At 61.9% G+C, this 19,128-nt stretch carries 12 protein-coding genes; 5 read left to right on the plus strand and 7 right to left on the minus strand.

What is annotated here, in order from left to right:
• Window positions 1-1,005 precede the first annotated feature (1,005 nt).
• From B0E42_RS08385 to B0E42_RS08395, 3 genes are all read left to right on the plus strand, one after another.
• Window positions 1,006-1,284: a hypothetical protein gene (locus B0E42_RS08385; protein ID WP_018601315.1), complete on the plus strand. Its 279-nt coding sequence runs from the start codon at window positions 1,006-1,008 to the stop codon at window positions 1,282-1,284.
• A 165-nt stretch (window positions 1,285-1,449) separates the two neighbouring features.
• On the plus strand, window positions 1,450-1,746 hold the full coding sequence (locus tag B0E42_RS08390; protein WP_024617966.1) for a type II toxin-antitoxin system HigB family toxin: 297 nt from the start codon (window positions 1,450-1,452) through the stop codon (window positions 1,744-1,746).
• A complete protein-coding gene (locus B0E42_RS08395) occupies window positions 1,743-2,144 on the plus strand; it encodes a type II toxin-antitoxin system HigA family antitoxin (protein WP_018601310.1) in 402 nt (133 codons plus the stop codon). Before B0E42_RS08390 ends, B0E42_RS08395 begins: the two co-directional genes overlap by 4 nt.
• A gap of 62 nt (window positions 2,145-2,206) precedes the next feature.
• On the opposite strand, the gene B0E42_RS08400 is transcribed toward B0E42_RS08395, so the two are convergent.
• The 5 genes from B0E42_RS08400 to B0E42_RS08420 form a co-directional block, all read right to left on the minus strand.
• The gene (locus tag B0E42_RS08400; RefSeq protein ID WP_053185286.1) at window positions 2,207-2,557 is read right to left on the minus strand and encodes a DUF6124 family protein; all 351 of its coding nucleotides are present in this window, start codon (window positions 2,555-2,557) and stop codon (window positions 2,207-2,209) included.
• A 522-nt stretch (window positions 2,558-3,079) separates the two neighbouring features.
• Window positions 3,080-4,543, minus strand: a complete 1,464-nt coding sequence (selO, locus tag B0E42_RS08405; protein WP_077506211.1) for a protein adenylyltransferase SelO — start codon at window positions 4,541-4,543, stop codon at window positions 3,080-3,082.
• Between the two features lie 36 nt (window positions 4,544-4,579).
• Window positions 4,580-7,942 (minus strand): mechanosensitive channel MscK, encoded by a 3,363-nt coding sequence (mscK, locus tag B0E42_RS08410; protein ID WP_018601304.1) that lies wholly within the window; start codon window positions 7,940-7,942, stop codon window positions 4,580-4,582.
• 34 nt (window positions 7,943-7,976) lie between these two features.
• Window positions 7,977-9,719 carry a potassium/proton antiporter gene (locus tag B0E42_RS08415; protein WP_018601302.1) on the minus strand — a complete coding sequence of 581 codons (1,743 nt, stop codon included), beginning with the start codon at window positions 9,717-9,719 and terminating at the stop codon, window positions 7,977-7,979.
• Between the two features lie 282 nt (window positions 9,720-10,001).
• The gene (locus B0E42_RS08420) at window positions 10,002-11,627 is read right to left on the minus strand and encodes a methyl-accepting chemotaxis protein (RefSeq protein WP_077506212.1); all 1,626 of its coding nucleotides are present in this window, start codon (window positions 11,625-11,627) and stop codon (window positions 10,002-10,004) included.
• Window positions 11,628-11,885: 258 nt separating this feature from the next.
• Between B0E42_RS08420 and B0E42_RS08425 the strand changes: the two genes are divergently transcribed.
• Both B0E42_RS08425 and B0E42_RS08430 read left to right on the plus strand, forming a co-directional pair.
• Complete coding sequence (locus tag B0E42_RS08425; protein WP_018601297.1) at window positions 11,886-12,116, plus strand: hypothetical protein; 231 nt, start codon at window positions 11,886-11,888, stop codon at window positions 12,114-12,116.
• Window positions 12,113-12,415: a cell division protein ZapA gene (locus B0E42_RS08430; protein ID WP_018601295.1), complete on the plus strand. Its 303-nt coding sequence runs from the start codon at window positions 12,113-12,115 to the stop codon at window positions 12,413-12,415. Before B0E42_RS08425 ends, B0E42_RS08430 begins: the two co-directional genes overlap by 4 nt.
• A gap of 222 nt (window positions 12,416-12,637) precedes the next feature.
• On the opposite strand, the gene B0E42_RS08435 is transcribed toward B0E42_RS08430, so the two are convergent.
• Entirely contained in the window at window positions 12,638-14,440 is a 1,803-nt protein-coding gene (locus tag B0E42_RS08435) for an acyl-CoA dehydrogenase (RefSeq protein ID WP_077506213.1), read from the minus strand.
• 286 nt (window positions 14,441-14,726) lie between these two features.
• Complete coding sequence (gene putA / locus B0E42_RS08440; RefSeq protein WP_077506214.1) at window positions 14,727-18,680, minus strand: trifunctional transcriptional regulator/proline dehydrogenase/L-glutamate gamma-semialdehyde dehydrogenase; 3,954 nt, start codon at window positions 18,678-18,680, stop codon at window positions 14,727-14,729.
• Window positions 18,681-19,128 lie beyond the last annotated feature (448 nt).

Raw genomic sequence — 19,128 nt, forward strand, 5'->3', positions numbered from 1 at the left:
ACTCCGGCATTGCTCCGTGGGCCCGCCGCGAAGGGCCATCCATGGCCCAGCGCGGCTATCCCGGCATCCATGCCGGGATGCCCACTCCACAATGCCTGCGTTCGGCCAGCGTGGTTAACGGGGCGCCCGAAATCAACGCCCACCGCGAGGCGGCCTAGTAGCCGACCTGGCTCTCCCGGTCGTACACCCGTCAGACTTGTTTGGGCTGGTCCTGTGGGAGCAAAGCTTGCTCGCGAGGCGGCCTAGTAGCCGACCTGGCTCTCCCGGTCGTACACCCGTCAGACTTGTTTGGGCAGGTCCTGTGGGAGCAAAGCTTGCTCGCGAGGCGGCCTAGTAGCCGACCTGGCTCTCCCGGTCGTACACCCATCAGACTTGTTTGGGCAGGTCCTGTGGGAGCAAAGCTTGCTCGCGAGGCGGCCTAGTAGCCGACCTGGCTCTCCCGGTCGTACACCCATCAGACTTGTTTGGGCTGGTCCTGTGGGAGCAAAGCTTGCTCGCGAGGCGGCCTAGTAGCCGACCTGGCTCTCCCGGTCGTACACCCGTCAGACTTGTTTGGGCTGGTCCTGTGGGAGCAAAGCTTGCTCGCGAGGCGGCCTAGTAGCCGACCTGGCTCTCCCGGTCGTACACCCGTCAGACTTGTTTGGGCAGGTCCTGTGGGAGCAAAGCTTGCTCGCGAGGCGGCCTAGTAGCCGACCTGGCTCTCCCGGTCGTACACCCATCAGACTTGTTTGGGCAGGTCCTGTGGGAGCAAAGCTTGCTCGCGAGGCGGCCTAGTAGCCGACCTGGCTCTCCCGGTCGTACACCCGTCAGACTTGTTTGAGCAGGTCCTGTGGGAGCAAAGCTTGCTCGCGAGGCGGCCTGATAGCCGGCTGGCTCTCCCTCTCGTACTCCAATCCCATTGTGGGGCTTGTACTCAAGGCTGCCATTCATCAGGTGCGCCGCACTGAAAAGGTGTCACGGCCTCAAAAAGACACCACGTACCTGTTTGCAATCCCAGGAGGTCCCATGAGCCATCCTCAAGACCCAGCCACTCCCCAAACAGTGGACAACCCCAACGATGACGGCTTCGTACTCGGCACCGCCGGCCGCGACGAGGACCCCAACGCCGCCCCGTCCTACGCCACCGACCGCCGCCACGACCGGGATGAACTGACCCCTGAAGACGCCCGCGGCATGCCCGGTTACCCGGAGAAAAAAACGCCGGCCAAACCGGTTGGCGAAGAGGGTGCCGAGACGGAACCGGGCATCGAGACGCCTGAGCAGGGGAACGATAAGGTTGGGTGAGCAGGACTCATATCTGCTCACATTTCTTACCGAGACCTAAAGCTTTTGGCGACTAGGCTGGAAACCAGCAAGAACTAACCATTTGTCTAACTGGCGCTATCGCAATTTGCGATGCGCCAGATTTGTGTTTAACTTCCCCATAGCAAAATGCGATAAGGACGTTGCATGCATGTGATCACTGAGAAACGCATTTGGGAGGCCAAGGAGAAATGGCCACATTCAGCGAATGCGTTGGATCAATGGTATCGGCTGATCAAGCGCAATAGCCCGGCTGATTTCGCAGCGATGAAATCCATATTTCCGGCAACCGACAAGGTCGGTCCGCTGCATGTGTTTGACATCGGTGGAAACAAGTTGCGGCTGATTGCGGTGATTCGATACCGAGCGCAGCGTCTGTATATCAAATGCGTGCTTGACCATCGGGAATACGACAGAGGCAGGTGGAAGGAGGAAAAGGGATGAGTGCACTGATCGAACAAGTCGCCGCCCATTGGGAGTTTGTGTCGCCCCTGCTGCGCAAACCCAGGAGCGAAGAGGATTACGACCGGTTGGTCGCAGCGCTCGATGAATTGTTGGAATTGATTGGCGAAGAAGAAGCCCATCCTCTGATGAGCCTGGTGGACATCATCGGTGAATGGATTGAGGCCTGGGATCACCAACATCGGCCAATGCCCAAGGCCAGTGGCGTCGAGACACTTCGCTATCTGATGCGCGAGCATGGGATGAGCCAGAGCGACTTGCCGGGTGTCGGCACCCAGTCGGTGGTGTCGGAGATATTGAGCGGCAAGCGCCAGCTCAATTTAAGGCAGATCCGCTGGCTGGCGGAGCGCTTCGGCGTATCGGTTGAGACCTTTATTTGATGGTTTGGCGCGGCGCACTAACTGTGGCGAGGGAGCAAGCTCCCTCGCCACAGGGGGATGCGCTATGTCGACTGGCGTGGGTCGACGTTGTCCAGTGCCCGGTTCGCCAATAAGCTGCTCAGTTCGATCAACTGCTGAATGCCCAGGGCAATGTGCCGCTTGGGGCCTTCCAAATCGAACGCCAGGTCACTGACCATGGCGTTGGCCGAGGCCAGGTTTTCGCTGAGGTTGGCGAGCAGGGTTTCGGTGTCGACGCCATTGACGACGGTGAACAGTTGGCCTGGATCGGCCTCGGGTTTGCTGGGTTTTGGGTTGAGGTAGTAGTCGAGGACGCGGTCAGCAGTTTCGTCGAATTCTTTTGAGTTTTTATTGGCTGGATCGGTATCGGGCGGATTGGGGGTTGCTTTGAACATGGTGAATCTCCGTGATTGGTTGAGCCACCACGACCTATCGCTAAACAAGTAAAGGTGGCGGCTGTACGCAGGTTAGCGATCCGGGTCACAGAAACCCCGGGTAGACCAGAAGGTCTCCCACGCACAGCCACCATTAAGCGAGTTGCAGACGTAAAAGACTGCAATCGAGACTGGGCATTGTTGCGTCTGTGTTGAGTCGGATCGCTAAACCCGATCGCTGATTTTCAGCGACGGGGAAAACGATAAAGCCCGACCCCAAGGCGCACAAGCCGGCGGATTCTGGCGTAGTTGTAGGCAATGGCGCAAGGCGGCGTAGCCTGCTCCTGAATGGTCCTACATCGAAATAAACGCGGTGATCGTCAAGGGGAGTGGATTGGCTTCATGTGGTGAATTGAAGATCGCCATCGCGAGCAAGCTCGCTCCCACAAGGGGGGCTGTGTGATCGCGATATTTGCGGCAACACCCAACCCCTGTGGGAGATTCTATGTTGCAGGGCAACCCCGAACCTGCGGCGAGGAAGGGTTACGACGAGCAACTGATCTCCAGATGCTTGCCCCACTCCGGCGGGCGTTGTGCGTAGCTGTCCATGCCCGGTTGTTCTTCGAACGGCTTGCTTAGCACCGTGTGCAGGCGGCGGACTTCTTCGTAGTCGCCGGATTCGGCGGCGTCGATGGCTTTCTGCGCCAGGTAGTTGCGCAGCACGTACAGCGGGTTGACGGCGTGCATGCGGGCGCGGCGTTGGTCTTGGTCGACGGGGCCTTCGCGGTTGACGCGGGCGACGTAGAGTTCGCCCCAGGCGTCGAAGCCTTTGAGGTCGACGAAGTCATCGCGCAGGGTGGCGACGGCTTGCTCGGGTGCCTGGTCGCCCAGGCGGCGGAAGAACAGGCTGTAGTCGACGCCGCTGTTCTGCATCAATTGCAGCAGGCGCTCCAGCAGCTTCTGGTCGTCTTCCTCGGCGCTGGTCAGGCCGAGGCGGCGGCGCATCAGGTCCAGGTAATGGGCCTGGTACAGCGGCAAGTACAAGCCAAGGGTTTCACGCAGGGCGTCGACGCTGATGAACGGCGTCAGGGCCTGGGCCAGGGCGCTGAGGTTCCACTGGCCGATGGGCACCTGGTTGCTGAATGAGTAGCGGCCCTGGTCATCGGAGTGGTTGCAGATGAAGTTGGCGTCGAAGTCGTCGAGGAAGGCGAACGGCCCGAAGTCGAAGGTGATGCCCAAGATCGACATGTTGTCGGTGTTCATCACGCCGTGACAGAAGCCGTAGGCCTGCCATTTCGCAATCAGCTCGGCGTTGCGCTCGACGATTTCGCGGAACATCGCCAGGTACGGCTCCGGCTGCTCACGGCACTCGGCAAAATGCAGGTTCAACACATGCTCGGCGAGGGCCGCATGCAGCTCGGGTTTCTTGGTGTAGTAGAAATATTCGAAATGCCCGAAGCGCACATGGCTGGGCGCCAGGCGCAGCACCATGGCGGCGCGCTCCTGCTTTTCGCGCCACACCGGGGTGTCGGAGCCGATCACGCACAAGGCACGGGTGGTGGGGATGCCCAGGGCGTGAAGGGCTTCGGAGGCGAGGAATTCGCGGATCGAGGAGCGCAGCACCGCGCGCCCGTCGCCCATCCGTGAGAATGGCGTCTGGCCGGCGCCCTTGAGGTGCAGGTCCCAGTGCTCGCCGGCCTCGTTGTACACCTCGCCCAGCAGCAACCCACGGCCATCGCCCAATTGCGGGTTGTAGTGACCGAACTGATGCCCGGAATACACCATCGCCCGGGGCTCGGTTTCGGCCCACAACTTGTGGCCGCCAAAGATCTCGGCAAACAGCGGTGCCTGGGCTTGCGCCGGGTCCAGGTCCAGCAGCGCCATGGCCGCCGGGCTGGCGACGACCAGTCGCGGATTGTCGATGGGCTCGGGCAGCACGTGGGTCGATAAGCCGTCGCCCAGTCGGGCGAAACGGTTATCGAAGGTCAAGGTTTCCAGCGTTTTCATGGCCGTCTCCGGCGCGCCGCCCTCAGGCAGCGCGCATCAGTCGAGTGTGTCTTGCGGCGGCTCTGGCACCGGTTTGATGCTGGCTACGGCCGAGGGCACGGGCCCGAGGGTTTTGTGCTCGGGCTCGGCGGGCACCAGCTTGTACTCCTGGCCCTGAAGGTTCTTCAGATAGATTTCCATCTGCCGGAAGGAGATGTTGATGTGCTCCTTCTTGAACTCACGGTTGATGAAGCGGTTGATCTCGTCCAGCACCGGGTTGCGGTCACCGAGGTCGCGTACGTGCATGCGCAGCTCATGGTCCAGGGTACTTTCACCGAAGTTCAGGAAGTACACGATCGGTTCCGGTTCCTTCAGCACGCGCGGGTTGTCACGAGCGGCCTTGAGCAGCAATTCGCGTACCCGGTCCAGGTCCGAGCCGTAGTCCACGCCCAGTTTCAGGGTCACCCGGGTGACGGTGTCGGTCAGCGACCAGTTGATCAGTTGCCCGGTGATGAAGGTCTTGTTCGGGACGATGATGTCCTTGCGGTCGAAGTCGGTGATGGTGGTCGCACGAATGCGGATCTTGCTGACCGTGCCCGACAGGTTGCCGATGGTGATGGTGTCGCCGATGCGCACCGGGCGTTCGAACAGGATCATGATCCCGGAGATGAAGTTGGCGAAGATCTCCTGCATGCCGAAGCCCAGGCCCACCGACAGCGCGGCCACCAGCCATTGCAGTTTGTCCCAGCTCACGCCCAGGGTGGACAGGGTGGTGACGAAACCGAAGCCGGCGATCACATAGGACAGCAGCGTGGTGGTGGCATAGGCACTGCCCTGGGCCAGGTTCAGCTTCGACAGCACGAACACTTCCAGCAGGCCCGGCAGGTTGCGCGCCAGGGCGAAGGTGATGCCGATGATGATCAGCGCGCCGAGCATGTCACCGATGCTGATGGGCACCATGCTCATGTTGACGCCGGTACCGCTGGTGTATTCGTAGAGGGTGATGTTGTCCAGGTAGGAGAACACGCTGATCAGGTCCGACCAGACCCAGTACAGCGCAGCCATGAAACCACCCAGCAGGGCCAGGCGGATCAGGCGCAGGGACTGCTCGTTGACCTTCTCGATGTCCAGGGTCGGTTCCTCGACCACCGCTTCGCCGTCGCCGGCTTCCTTGGCGGCCTGGCGCTTGGTCAGGGCACGCTGGTAGGCCAGGCGCCGCGCTGCCACCGACAGGCCACGGACGAAGGTGGCCTCGATCACCAGCCAGAACATCAGCAGGTACAGGGTGTTGATCAACCGGTCGCTGAGCTTCAGCGCGGTGTAGTAGTAGCCGAAGCACACCGCCACGAACAGCGCGATCGGCAGCGCGGTGAACAGCACCCCGACCGCCTTGCGGAACAGCGACGTGTTCTTGTGGGTCGGGCTGCTCAGCAGCAGACGGCTGAGCAACCACGCCATCAGCGCGTAGCAGGTCAGCACCACCGGCATGCCGAGCACGTCATCGGCCAGGGTCGAGGGTTGCAACTCGGCCACGGCCACCACTGCCACCAACGCCAACACCACCAGCCCGAGCCGGCGGATCCAGCCCTGGAGGAATTCGACCTGGGGTTTCTCCCAGCGGAAATGCAACTCGGCCACGCCGCCCGGCGCCAACACCCGATAGGCGGTGTAGAACACCAGCCAGGCCTGGCCGATCTGCAGCAGCGCCGCCCCGAGGTTGGCGTTCTGGCCGCGGGCGTCGATCTGCAAGGCGTAGCCGCAGAGGGTCAGCGCCAGGGCCACTGGCATCGCCAGGAGGATATTGATCAGGATCGCCTGGGGGGTGTGCCACTGGCTGTCGCGCTTGAAGTGACCGACGTCCTGGTGAACCTTGTTCAGGCGAGCATAGAGATTCTTGCGCCGCCACAGCAGCGCGCCGATCAGCAGCGCCAGGGGCAGGAACAGCAGTGGCCGCTGGGTCAGGCCATCGGCCAGCTCACTGAGGCTCGAAGCCCAGGGCAGCGAGTCGATCTGCTTTTCCAGGCGCACCGGCACCGCACGCATCCATTCGAAATCCAGCGGTTTGTTGCTGGGAATCCAGAACATCTGCTCTTCGAGGGTCGCCCGCAGGTTCTGGGCGGTGCTGAGCAGTTGCTTCTGGTTGAGCTGCAAGGTGATGGATTCGTTGAGTACCGCACTCAACTCGCGGTTCAGGCGTTCCAGCAGGTCGACGCGGGTCAGGGCCAGTTCCAGCAAGGTCTTGCGCAATTGCGGCGTGGCTTGTTCCGATGGCTGGGAGGCCAGCAGGCTGTCGACATAGGCGCTGGGATTGTTCAACAGCTCACGCTGTTGGCTGACTTCGAACTGGTACAGGCGGATGTCAGCGATCTGGTCGGCCAGGTTCTGGTCCAGCTTCAGGCGCGGCAAGGTCTGGCGCTGTTTGTAGAGGATCTTGGAGAGCAGCAGGCTGCCCTTGAGTACGCTGATCTGCTCGTCCAGGGCGGCGTCGGTCTGGGTGACGCTGTCCAGCAGTTGCTTGGTCCGCAAGTTCTGCTGGGTGACCTCGTTGAGGCGGTCGGTGCTTTTGAGCAGGTAGTCGGAGAGCTTCAGGTTGGCCGCGCTTTCGGTCGCCAACAGGCTGCTGCCACCGGCCTTCTGGGCTTCGATGGATTGCTGGGTCACCGTTTCCTGGGACTGGGCCAGGCGCTTCTGGTTGATCAGGTTTTGCAGGTCCTGGATTTCCTGCTCCGTGCGGGCGATTTTTTCCATCAGCAAATCGTGCTGACCGTTGCCCAGGTCCTGCAGTTGGCTGTTGCCGGCCAGCTCCTGGCGACGCAGCGGAATCAGCGCATTGAGCGCCGCCAGCTCGGCGTTGAGCTGGTCGCGCTGCTCGGCGCTCAAGGTCTTGCCGGCGTCTCGGCCGGCCTTGAGGATGGCGTTGATCTGCTGGATGCGGGTCTGGCTGCTGGAAATTTCCGCCTGGGCGCGCTCGGGGCGGGTCTGGGCGGTGATGATCAGGCTGTTGGCATCGGCCAGGGCTTTTTGCAGATCACCCTGCTGGGTGGAGCGATCCGAGAGCATTTGCTCGAGCTGGGGAATCGGCAGGTTGGCATAGCGTTGCGCCACCGGCACCACTGTGGTGCCCTTGAGCCGCGCCAGCTCGCGCTGGTTCTCGATGTTCTGCTTGGGCGCAGTGGCCAGTTGCTGCTTGAGCGTCTGCAGCTTCTGTTCGTAGTCGGCCTTGTTGTTGAGCTGGGTCAGCGTGCCCTGCAAGACGGCCTGCAGGGCTTTCTGGTCGGCTTCCGGCAGTTTGCGGTCGGCGATCTTGTCCAGGCTGGCCTGCACCGAGGTGCTGGCAGGAAGGTCTGCGGCTTGCAGTGTGCAGACGGAGAGACTCAGGCCCAGCAGGGCGATGGCGAAAAAGGAGCGCAGGGTAGGCATAGAGACCGGTCAAGCAAGTGAGAGTGGGAGCAGTTTAGAGGAACAAGCCGGGACCCGGGCGACTTCCTTCGGGGAATCTGACGCCCACTTTGCCGATCTTGTTCCCGTCCATGGCCGCGACGGTCCACAGGGTGTTGTTCCAATCCACCTGGTCGCCGACCACTGGCGCACCGCCGACTTTCTGGGCAATGAAGCGGCCCAGGGACATGTCCGGATCGATGCCTTCCAGCTTCAACCCGTACAGCGCCGCAACCGCGGCCAGCTGGGCGTCTCCTTCAAGTACGAAGTCGCCGAAGAAACGCAAATCCAGGCCCCGTTGCGGCGCTTGGCTGAACAGTTTTCCAAGGGCCGGCAAATCGTGTTCATGGCCGATAACACACAGCAAATCATCGACTTCCAGCACGGTACTACCCGACGGATGGAGCAGTTGCTGGCCCCGAAACAGGGCAGCGATGCGTGTGCCTTCGGGCATTTTCAGGTCCCGCAGGGGCGAGCCGATGCACCATTTTTCCTTGCCCAGGCGATAAATGAACAACTCCCACTCACTGGTGACGTGGACTTCCAGCGCCGCCCGGGAAATCGGCAGCGGCTCGGGCGGGACGGTCACATGCAGTAATTTGGCGACCCATGGCAGGCTCGTGCCCTGCACCAGCAGCGAGACCAGCACGATAAAGAACGCCAGGTTGAAATAGAGCTGGGCGTGGGGCAGCCCGGCCATCAACGGGAACACCGCGAGGATGATCGGCACCGCGCCGCGCAGGCCGACCCAGGAGATAAAAGCTTTTTCGCGACCGTGGAACGCCTTGAACGGCAACAGGCCGACCATGACCGACAGTGGGCGGGCAAACAGGATCATCCACAACGCCAGGCCCAGGGCGGGCAGGGCGATGGGCAGCAGGTCGTGGGGCGTGACCAGCAGCCCCAGCACCAGGAACATCCCGATCTGCGCCAGCCAGGCCATGCCATCGAGCATATGCAAGATACCGTGGCGGCTGCGCACCGGACGGTTGCCGATCACCAGGCCGCACAGGTACACCGCGAGGAAGCCACTGCCGTGCAGGGCGTTGGTCAGGGCGAACACGGCCAGGCCGCCGCTGATGACCAGGATCGGGTACAGGCCGTTGGCCAGATTGATGCGATTGACCAATTGCAGCATCAGCCAGCCACCGCCCAGGCCAATCACCGCGCCGATACCGAACTCGCGCATCAGATGCCCCAGCAGGCTCCAGTGCAGGCCAGTTTCGCCACTGGCGAGCATGCCGATCAGGGTGACGGTGAGGAATACCGCCATGGGGTCGTTGCTGCCGGATTCGATCTCGAGGGTGGCGCTGACCCGTTCGTTCAAGCCCTTGCCGCCCAGCAGCGAAAACACTGCCGCGGCATCGGTCGAGCCGACGATGGCACCGATCAGCAGGCCCTGGATCAGGTTCAGGTTGAACAGCCACGCCGCCGCCAGGCCGGTCAGCCCGGTGGTGATCAACACCCCGACCGTGGCCAGCGACAACGCCGGCCACAGCGCCACGCGAAAGCTCGACACCCGCGTGCGCAAGCCACCGTCCAACAGGATGACTGCCAATGCGAGGTTGCCGACCAGGTAGGCCGTGGCGTAATTGTCGAAAAGAATACCGGCGCCGTCGACACCGGCCACCATGCCCACGGCCAGGATGATCACCAGGATCGGGATGCCCAGGCGGGACGAAAGAGAACTCACCAGGATGCTCGCACCTACCAGCAACGCGCCGATCAAGAACAGGCTGTTGATGGTCGTTGCAGTCAAAGGCGTTACTCCGGGAATACTGAGGGGCGGGCGCAGACTGACCATGCAGTCTGCGTGCCAGCGATTCTAACCTGTTGAAATGTGATGCTGTCAAAAAAGGTTGGGAGGGAGGGAGCTGATCGTTCCCACGCTCCGCGTGGGGATGCCTCGACGGACGCTCCGCTCGTTCCCACGCTCTGCGTGGGAATGCATCTACGGACGCTCCGCGTTCGGCTCTTGGGGACGCGGAGCGTCCCCGGCTGCATTCCCACGCAGAGCGTGGGAACGATCGGCGGTGAGGCGTTAAAGGCTGAACCGCCCAACCATGCTGTTCAAATCCACGGCCAGGCGCGACAGTTCGGCGCTGGCGGCGCTGGTCTGGTTGGCGCCGGTGGCTGACTGCACCGACAGGTCGCGGATGTTCACCAGGTTGCGGTCCACTTCACGGGCGACCTGGGCCTGTTCTTCGGCGGCGCTGGCGATCACCAGGTTGCGTTCGTTGATCTCGACGATGGCGGTGTTGATCGTGTCCAGGGACATGCCGGCACCGCGAGCGATGTTCAGCGTCGACTCCGCGCGTTCGGTGCTGTTGCGCATCGAATCCACGGCGTGTTCGGTGCCGCTCTGGATGCTGCCGATCATGCGCTCGATCTCGCTGGTCGACTGTTGGGTGCGGTGGGCCAGGGCGCGGACTTCGTCGGCGACCACGGCAAAACCACGACCGGCCTCACCAGCACGGGCGGCTTCGATGGCGGCGTTCAGCGCCAGCAGGTTGGTCTGGTCGGCCAGGCCGCGAATAACGTCCAGCACCTTGCCGATGTCGCGGGACTCATTGGCCAGGTTGCCGATCAAGGCGGCAGTGCTTTGCACATCGGCGCTCATGCGTTCGATGGCGCTGACGGTTTCCTGCACCAGATCACGGCCGTCACCTGCGGAGGTGGTGGCGTTTTTCGAGGCTTCGGAGGTGCTCACCGCATTGCGCGCGACTTCTTCCACGGCGCTGGTCATCTCGTTGACCGCGGTGGCGGCCTGCTCGATTTCGTTGTTCTGCTGGGTCAGGCCACGAGCACTTTCGTCGGTGACGGCGTTGAGCTCTTCGGCCGCCGACGCAAGCTGTGTGGCCGATCCTGAGATCCGCTGCAAGGTGTCGCGCAGTTTTTCCTGCATGGTCGACATCGCCCGCAGCAGGCGACCGGCTTCGTCGCTGCCATCGACGACAATCGGGCGGGTCAGGTTGCCCTTGGCGATTTCCTCGGCGGCATCCAGCGCGTTGGCAATCGGCTTGGTGATGCTGTTGGTCAGCAGCCAGGCGAACAGCAGGGTCAGGCCGGTAGCGATGATCAGCAGCGCGACGACCCAGTTGAAGGCCGTTGAGTATTGCTGTGTCGCCCCCTGATTGAAGGCCTCGGCTTGTTGGTTGTTGATGTCTATCAGACGGTCGAGCACAGCGTTGATCGCATCGGAGTTGCTTAACACCTGGGTGTTGATCAGCGTCCGCAGCTCATCAACCTGATTGTTGCGCGACAGGCTTTTCATCTGATCTTCGAGCTGGCGGTACTGCCCCAGCAATTGCCCATACTGGTCGTAGGCGGCCCGTTCTTCCGGGGCGCTGATAAGCTTTTCATAGGCGGCCTGGGCCGTGCGGATCTGCTGGTTGCGCTGCTCGAGCAGGTCCAGTGTTTTCTGCTGGACGTCCGATTCGCGGTTGACCAGCAAGCGATAGGACAGCACGCGCAGGCGCAGGGTCAGTTGGGTGAACTCATTCAGGGCTTTGATGCTGGGTACGCTGTTCTGGGCGATGCTTTCGCCCGAATCACGGATTTTGCTCATCTGGGTCAGGGCAAACACCCCGAGGGCGAGCATCAGGGCGCCGATCAGGGCAAACCCAAGGAATGCCCGAGGCGCGATGTTCATATTACGTAGAGACATGGAAAGTACCGGAAGTAGCCGCGTCCGTGCGGGGCTATGACTGCTGTTCCATGACTTATCGGTCATACGACTAAAGTCTTGAGTGACATGCGTGCTTTTGTCACACAGCAAAGTTGGCGGTGCGACGAAGGGTCGGAACCAGATTCCTCATTCGCAGTCTCTAAAACTCGCCGGAAAAGCCCTGCCACCCCGTAAAGCGTGGCATTGGCGGGGACTTTTCTTTATCGTACGCGCCCCTTGAAATGCCTGGAAATCAATATGTTGGAAACATCCCTCAGCCAACTGGAGCAACTGGTCAACGACCTGGTGCAACAGAACCGTCACCTCACCGGCCTGAACGAAACCCTGGGCGCGGAACTTGCCAAGGCCAAGGATGAAAACGAAAGCCTGCAACTGAGCCTGATGGAACAGGAAGAATTGCATGGCACCACCGCCGCCCGCATCCAGGCCTTGATCGAGCGCGCCAGCGCCGGGCCTGTCAGCGCATGAAGCACGGCGCCGATGGGGTGACAGTCATCTCGATCCTGGGAGAAGACTATTCAATCAAAGCGCCGACCGGGCAGGAACAGGCCCTGTTGGACGCCGCTGCCATGCTCAAGGCCGCACTGGCCGACACGAAAAGGAAATACCCGACGCTGATCGGTGATCGCCTGTTGGTATTGGCTGCCATGAACCTGTGTTCGCAGCAGATGGAAATGCAGAAGCAACATCAAGCGGAACTCGACCGTTACCAAGAGCAAGTCAGCGCCACGGTCGATGTGATTGCCAAGACCATTCAGCAGGCCTGAAACCTATGAAGGCCAAAGGTTGACGGTGATTAAATTGTGGGAGCGGGCTTGCTCGCGAAAGCGGTATTTCAGCCGCAAATGATCTGCCTGATCCACCGCCTTCGCGAGCAAGCCCGCTCCCACAGTTAGATATTGGTGAACACAAGATCTGCGTTCACCCCTTGCCCCCTGTGGGAGCGAGCCTGCTCGCGATTGGATTTCAGCCCCGCTGTATGACCCGACTCAGAACCACTCATCCCGCATCCCCAGGCACGTATCATCCCGCGCCTCAAGAATCGCCAGTTCATGATGACAACCCGGCACTTCCCAGGTCAGGAAGTAGCGCGCCGCTTGCAGCTTGCCTTTATAGAAATCGCTGTCTGCGGCATTCCCCTTGGCCAGGCCTTCCTCGGCACGAATCGCCTGTTCCAGCCAGCGCCAGCCGATCACCATGTGCCCAAACACCTTCAGGTACAGCGCCGAGTTGGCGAGGCTGCTGTTGACCTTGCCTTGGCCCAGATCCGTCAGCAGGCCGAGGGTGACGGTTTGCAGGCGCGCCACCAGCGCTTCCAGCGGCTGGCGTAACGGCGTCAGTGACGCGTGCGCCTGGGCGCGTTCGGTGGTGTCGGCCACCAGCCGGATCAATTGCTTGAGCCCGGCACCGCCGTTCTGCGCCAGTTTGCGCCCCAGTAGGTCCAGGGACTGGATGCCGTGGGTGCCTTCATGGATCGGGTTCAAGCGGTTGTCGCGGTAATACTGCTCCACCGGGTATTCGCGGGTGTAGCCGTGGCCCCCCAGAATCTGGATCGCCAGCTCGTTGGCTTTCAGGCAGAACTCCGAGGGCCAGGATTTGACGATGGGGGTCAGCAGGTCCAGCAACTCATGGGCGCGCCGACGCTCGGCTTCGCTGTCCAGGGTGGTGGTGTCGTCGAACAGCCGTGCTGCGTAGAGGCCCAGGTCAAACGAACCTTCGACGTAGGCCTTCTGGGTCAGCAGCATGCGGCGCACATCGGCGTGCTGGATGATCGCCACGGGGGCGGTGGTCGGGTCCTTGCTGTCGGGCACCCGGCCCTGCGGGCGTTCGCGGGCGTATTCCAGGGAATACAGATAGCCGGCGTAACCGAGCATCACCGCGCCCATGCCGACGCCGATCCGCGCCTCGTTCATCATCTGGAACATGTAGCTCAGGCCGTGGTGCGGTTTGCCTACGAGGTAACCGACACATTCGCCGTTGTCGCCGAAGTTCAGCGCGGTGGAGGTGGTGCCACGCCAGCCCATCTTGTGGAACAGCCCGGCCAATAGCACGTCGTTGCGCTGGCCGAGGCTGCCGTCGTCGTTGACCAGGAACTTGGGCACGATAAACAGCGAAATGCCTTTCACGCCCGGCGGCGCGTCCGGCAATTTCGCCAGGACCATGTGCACGATGTTTTCCGACAACGGATGATCGCCGCCAGAAATGAAGATCTTGTTGCCTTTGAGTCGATAGGTGCCGTCAGATGCAGGCTCCGCGCGCGTACGAATATCCGACAGCGAAGAGCCTGCATGGGGCTCGGTCAGGGCCATGGTGCCGAAGAAACGACCGTCGATCATCGGTTGCAGGAAGCGTTGCTTCTGCTCCTCGCTGCCGAAGCTCTCGATCAGGTTCGCCGCGCCCATGGTCAGGAACGGATAAGAGGTCGAAGCGGCGTTGGCCGACTGGAAGTGCGCGAAGCAGGCCTGGGACAGCAACGTCGGCAGTTGCATGCCGCCCGCCTCGAAGCTGCGTGCGGCGTTGAGAAAGCCCGCCTCGAGGAAGGCGTCCACCGCCGGTTTCACCTCGGGAATCAGAATCGCCTCGCCGTTCTCGTAGCGCGGTTCGTTTTCATCGTTCTTGCGGTTGTGGGGTGCGAAAAGTTTCTCGGCGATGCTGCGGGCCGTACCGATGGCGGCGTCGAAGGTTTCGCGATTGTGCTCGGCAAACCGCTCGCGCTGGGTCAGGCCCTCGGCATCGAGGACTTCATACAGCTCGAAAGCCAGATTGCGGGAACTGAGCAGCGTCTCGGACATGGCGGCTTACCTTTTTTGGGGATGGGCCGAGTCTAGGCGTGGGAATGGAGGCTGAACAGGATGATTGATGGTAGTGATACAGAGGTGCGGGCGACACTAATCCCAATGTGGGAGCGAGCTCTGTGGGATCAGGCTTTGTGGGAGCAAGGCTTGCCCGCGATGAAAACGCCGCGGTCTCTCGAGGACCGCAGCGCCTGGATCGCGAGCAAGCTTTGCTCCCACAAAGCTCGCTCCCACAGGGATTGGATTGCCAGGCACCCCTTGCAGGTGCCTGGTCTACAGCGGGTTAGCCGATAGTCATCAAGCTGGCGTTACCCCCCGCGGCCGCGGTGTTGACGCTCAAGGCCCGCTCGATCACCAGGCGCTCCAGCGCCACGCTGGTTTCGCCCTGGGACAGGCCATGGACCCCGACGATGGCGCCGGCGCGCTTGGCTACCTGCTGGCAAACGCCGCGCAGCTGGTCTGAATCGCCGTGGTGCAGGACCGCGTCGAACAGCACCTCGTCCTTGTTCCAGTCGGCAACCCGTTGGATGCGTGCCTGAATCTCCTTCGGCAAGCGTGCGAACAACGCCTTGCTGGTATCGGTTTCCGGCCACACGGCCGAGCCGCCCACGGCCAGTACGGCCGCCAGTTGCGTCAGCAGGTCGCCTTCCACGTCGGCCAGGCACAACACGTGCTCGCGCGGCAGGATGGCGTAGCTGTTGCGCTCGCCGGTCGGGCCGGTCAGGGTCCGGGTAATACCGCTTTGCGACTGGGCTGCGAATTGCACGCACACGGCACTCAGTTCGGCGAGCTTCTGGCTGTCGGCCCAGGCTTGCAGCGCGGTCAGCGGTTTGCTCATGGCGTCGCGCAAACGCAGGTCCGGCGCGGTGAGGGCATCACCACGGGCGAAGGATTGCTGGATCGCATCGGTAGGACGTGTCGACAGCAGGCGGTACAGGTACAGCGGACCGCCGGCCTTGGGACCGGTGCCCGACAGGCCTTCGCCACCAAACGGTTGTACACCGACCACGGCACCGACAATGTTGCGGTTCACGTAGACGTTGCCCGCATGCACATTGTCGATGACCTTGGCGATGGTCTCGTCGATGCGCGTGTGCACACCCAGGGTCAGGCCGTAGCCGGAAGCGTTGATCTGGTTGATCAACTGATCCAGTTCCTTGCGCTTGTAGCGCACCACGTGCAACACCGGACCGAAGATCTCGCGTTGCAGTTCATCGAAGCTTTCCAGCTCGATCAGGGTCGGCATCACAAAGGTGCCGCGCTTGCACTCGTCGCTGTCGGCGATTGCCATCTGGTACACGGTGCGACCTTTGTCGCGCATGGCCTGGATGTGTTTCTCGATGCCAGCCTTGGCTTCGGCGTCGATCACCGGGCCGATGTCCACGGACAGGCGCTCGGGGTTGCCGAGGCGCGATTCGGCCATGGCACCCTTGAGCATTTCGATGACGCGGTCGGCGGAATCTTCCTGCAGGCACAGGACCCGCAGGGCCGAGCAACGCTGGCCGGCACTGTCGAAGGCCGACGACACCACGTCGATAACCACTTGTTCGGTCAGCGCCGAGGAGTCGACGATCATGGCGTTCTGGCCGCCGGTTTCGGCGATCAGTGGGATCGGACGACCCTGGTTGTCCAGGCGGCCGGCGATGTTGCGTTGCAGCAGGCGGGCGACTTCGGTGGAACCGGTGAACATCACGCCTTTGACCCGCTCGTCACCCACCAGACGGGCACCGACGGTTTCGCCGCGCCCCGGCAGCAGTTGCAGCACGCCTTCCGGAATGCCGGCTTCGAGCATCAGGCGCACCGCCTGGGCAGCCACCAATGGCGTCTGCTCGGCGGGCTTGGCCAGTACCGGGTTGCCGGCGGCCAATGCGGCGGCGACCTGGCCGCTGAAAATTGCCAGCGGGAAGTTCCACGGGCTGATGCAGACCACCGGACCCAGTGGGCGGTGGGCATCGTTGGTGAAATCGTTGCGCGCCTGCACCGCGTAGTAGCGCAGGAAATCCACGGCTTCACGCACTTCGGCGATGGCGTTGGCGAAGGTCTTGCCGGCTTCGCGGGCCAGCAGGCCCATCAGCGGCTGGATCTCGCCTTCCATCAGGTCGGCGGCACGCTCGAGGATCGCGGCGCGCTCGGCTGGCGGCGTTGCCTGCCAGATCGGTGCGGCGTTGAGGGCGCACTGGATGGCGTTGTCGACGTCGGCGACCGTGGCTTCCTGCACATGGCCAACCACGTCGCGGTGATCGGAGGGGTTCAGTACCGCTGCCGGGGTTTCTTCGCTGGCAGCACAGCCGAGCATCGGCACGGCTTTCCAATCGTTATGGGCAGTGGCAAGCAGGGCGCAGGACAGCGACGCCAAACGATGTTCGTTGGCCAGGTCGATGCCGCTGGAGTTGGCGCGGTCGCTGCCATACAGGTCGCGCGGCAGTGGGATGCGCGGGTGCGGCAGGCCGAAACCGCCTTCCAGCGTCGCCATCTGCTCGATGCTGGCCACTGGATCGGCCACCAGCTCCTGAATCGAAATGGACTGGTCAGCGATACGGTTGACGAACGACGTGTTCGCGCCGTTTTCCAGCAGGCGACGTACCAGGTAGGCCAGCAGTGTTTCGTGGGTGCCGACCGGTGCGTACACACGGCACGGACGGTTCAGCTTGCCTTCGGAAACCTTGCCTACAACCTGTTCGTACAGCGGTTCACCCATGCCGTGCAGGCACTGGAATTCGTACTGGCCCGGGTAATAGTTCTGGCCGGCGATGTGGTAGATGGCTGCCAGGGTATGGGCGTTGTGCGTGGCGAACTGCGGGTAGATGACTTCCGGCACCGACAGCAGCTTGCGCGCGCAAGCGATGTAGGACACGTCGGTGTACACCTTGCGGGTATAGACCGGATAGCCTTCCAGGCCTTCGACCTGGGCGCGCTTGATCTCGCTGTCCCAGTACGCGCCTTTGACCAGGCGAATCATCAGGCGGTGGCGGCTGCGGCGGGCCAGGTCGATGACGTAGTCGATCACATACGGGCAGCGCTTCTGGTAGGCCTGGATCACGAAGCCGATGCCGTTCCAGCCGGTCAGTTGCGGCTCGAAGCACAGGCGCTCCAGCAGATCCAGCGACAGTTCGAGGCGGTCGGCTTCCTCGGCGTCGATATTCAGGCCGATGTCGTATTGCTTGGCCAACAGGGTCAGCGACAGCAGGCGCGGGTACAGCTCGTCCATGACGCGCTCGTACTGGGCGCGGCTGTAACGCGGGTGCAGGGCGGACAGCTTGATGGAAATGCCTGGGCCTTCATAAATCCCACGGCCATGGGACGCTTTGCCGATCGAATGGATGGCTTGTTCGTACGAGGCCAGGTACTTCTGCGCATCGTGTTCGGTGAGTGCGGCTTCACCCAGCATGTCGTAGGAATAGCGGAAGCCTTTGGCTTCGAACTTGCTGGCGTTGGCCAGGGCTTCGGCGATGGTTTCGCCGGTGACGAACTGTTCGCCCATCAGGCGCATGGCCATGTCGACGCCCTTGCGGATCATCGGCTCGCCGCTCTTGCCGATGATGCGGCTCAGGGAGGAGGTCAGGCCCGCTTCGTTATGGGTGGCGACCAGCTTGCCGGTCAGCAGCAGGCCCCAGGTGGCGGCGTTGACGAACAGCGACGGGCTGTTGCCCAAGTGTGGCTGCCAGTTGCCGGTGCTGATCTTGTCGCGGATCAGCGCATCACGGGTGCCTTTGTCCGGAATGCGCAGCAGCGCCTCGGCCAGGCACATCAGCGCCACGCCTTCCTGGGACGACAGGGAAAATTCCTGCAGCAAGCCCTGAACGATACCGGCACGGCCGCCGGCACTTTTCTGGTTGCGCAGTTTTTCCGCAATGGAGGCGGCCAACTTGTTGGTGGCTTCGGCCATTTGCGCCGGCAGGCGGGCCTGCTCGATCAGCATCGGTACCACTTCCGGCTCAGGGCGACGGTAAGCGGCGGTGATGGAGGCGCGCAGGACCGATTGCGGCAGGATGCTCTCGGCAAATTCGAGGAAGCATTGGTGAGCATGGTCGACCTGCACATCGCCGGCGTCATCGCTGTCGGTGCGAGGTGAACCGTTCAGCTCGGTCAGGGTTGCACCACCCTCGAGTTTTTCCAGGTAATTGAAAATTGCCTGCTTGATCAGCCAGTGCGGCGTGCGATCAATCGAGGTTGCGGCCGCCTTGAGGCGTTCGCGGGTCGGGTCATCAAGTTTGACCCCAAGGGTGGTGGTAGCCATATTTTTATCCTCATGTTTACCACGTATGGCGTGGCATCAGCTGGCGGCAAGATTAGCTGCGGGATGATTGAGGTGCAACCGGGTGCAACCCTTTTTTTCTCGAAATGACAGGCAGCTCATCCGGAAGCAAATGTTGCCCGGTTGATCCTGTACCGGCTTAGTGCTTTGGCTTCTAGCTGAGTGCTGGGAACTGCACTAAAAGGGAGCAAAAAACACAGAATTTGCGATAAAACCGATCAGGTGCAACTTATTCGAGCGAAACTGGTTGCACCTTATTTGATTTGTTGAATAGCATTCGCGGCCAAGGTGCAACCGGCTTCAACGTCGAGGGGCATCGGCTGATGGCTTTCCTGGGGAAACATCAGTCATAAATTCGCGGGACTGCAAATCGTCGCTATAACGTCCGTGTTGTCGACGCTTTCAACTGCCACCGCACCATAAAAACAAA

The sequence above is a fragment of the Pseudomonas sp. A25(2017) genome (assembly GCF_002001065.1).
In the GTDB taxonomy this organism is placed as follows: domain Bacteria; phylum Pseudomonadota; class Gammaproteobacteria; order Pseudomonadales; family Pseudomonadaceae; genus Aquipseudomonas; species Aquipseudomonas kilonensis.

Bases quoted from the DNA above. Each gene is read 5' to 3' on its own strand.
- B0E42_RS08425 (WP_018601297.1), top strand. From the start codon at position 11,886: ATGTTGGAAACATCCCTCAGCCAACTGGAGCAACTGGTCAACGACCTG.
- B0E42_RS08435 (WP_077506213.1), bottom strand. From the start codon at position 14,440: ATGTCCGAGACGCTGCTCAGTTCCCGCAATCTGGCTTTCGAGCTGTAT.
- selO (WP_077506211.1), bottom strand. From the start codon at position 4,543: ATGAAAACGCTGGAAACCTTGACCTTCGATAACCGTTTCGCCCGACTG.
- B0E42_RS08400 (WP_053185286.1), bottom strand. From the start codon at position 2,557: ATGTTCAAAGCAACCCCCAATCCGCCCGATACCGATCCAGCCAATAAA.
- B0E42_RS08395 (WP_018601310.1), top strand. From the start codon at position 1,743: ATGAGTGCACTGATCGAACAAGTCGCCGCCCATTGGGAGTTTGTGTCG.
- B0E42_RS08420 (WP_077506212.1), bottom strand. From the start codon at position 11,627: ATGTCTCTACGTAATATGAACATCGCGCCTCGGGCATTCCTTGGGTTT.
- mscK (WP_018601304.1), bottom strand. From the start codon at position 7,942: ATGCCTACCCTGCGCTCCTTTTTCGCCATCGCCCTGCTGGGCCTGAGT.
- putA (WP_077506214.1), bottom strand. From the start codon at position 18,680: ATGGCTACCACCACCCTTGGGGTCAAACTTGATGACCCGACCCGCGAA.
- B0E42_RS08385 (WP_018601315.1), top strand. From the start codon at position 1,006: ATGAGCCATCCTCAAGACCCAGCCACTCCCCAAACAGTGGACAACCCC.
- B0E42_RS08390 (WP_024617966.1), top strand. From the start codon at position 1,450: ATGCATGTGATCACTGAGAAACGCATTTGGGAGGCCAAGGAGAAATGG.
- B0E42_RS08430 (WP_018601295.1), top strand. From the start codon at position 12,113: ATGAAGCACGGCGCCGATGGGGTGACAGTCATCTCGATCCTGGGAGAA.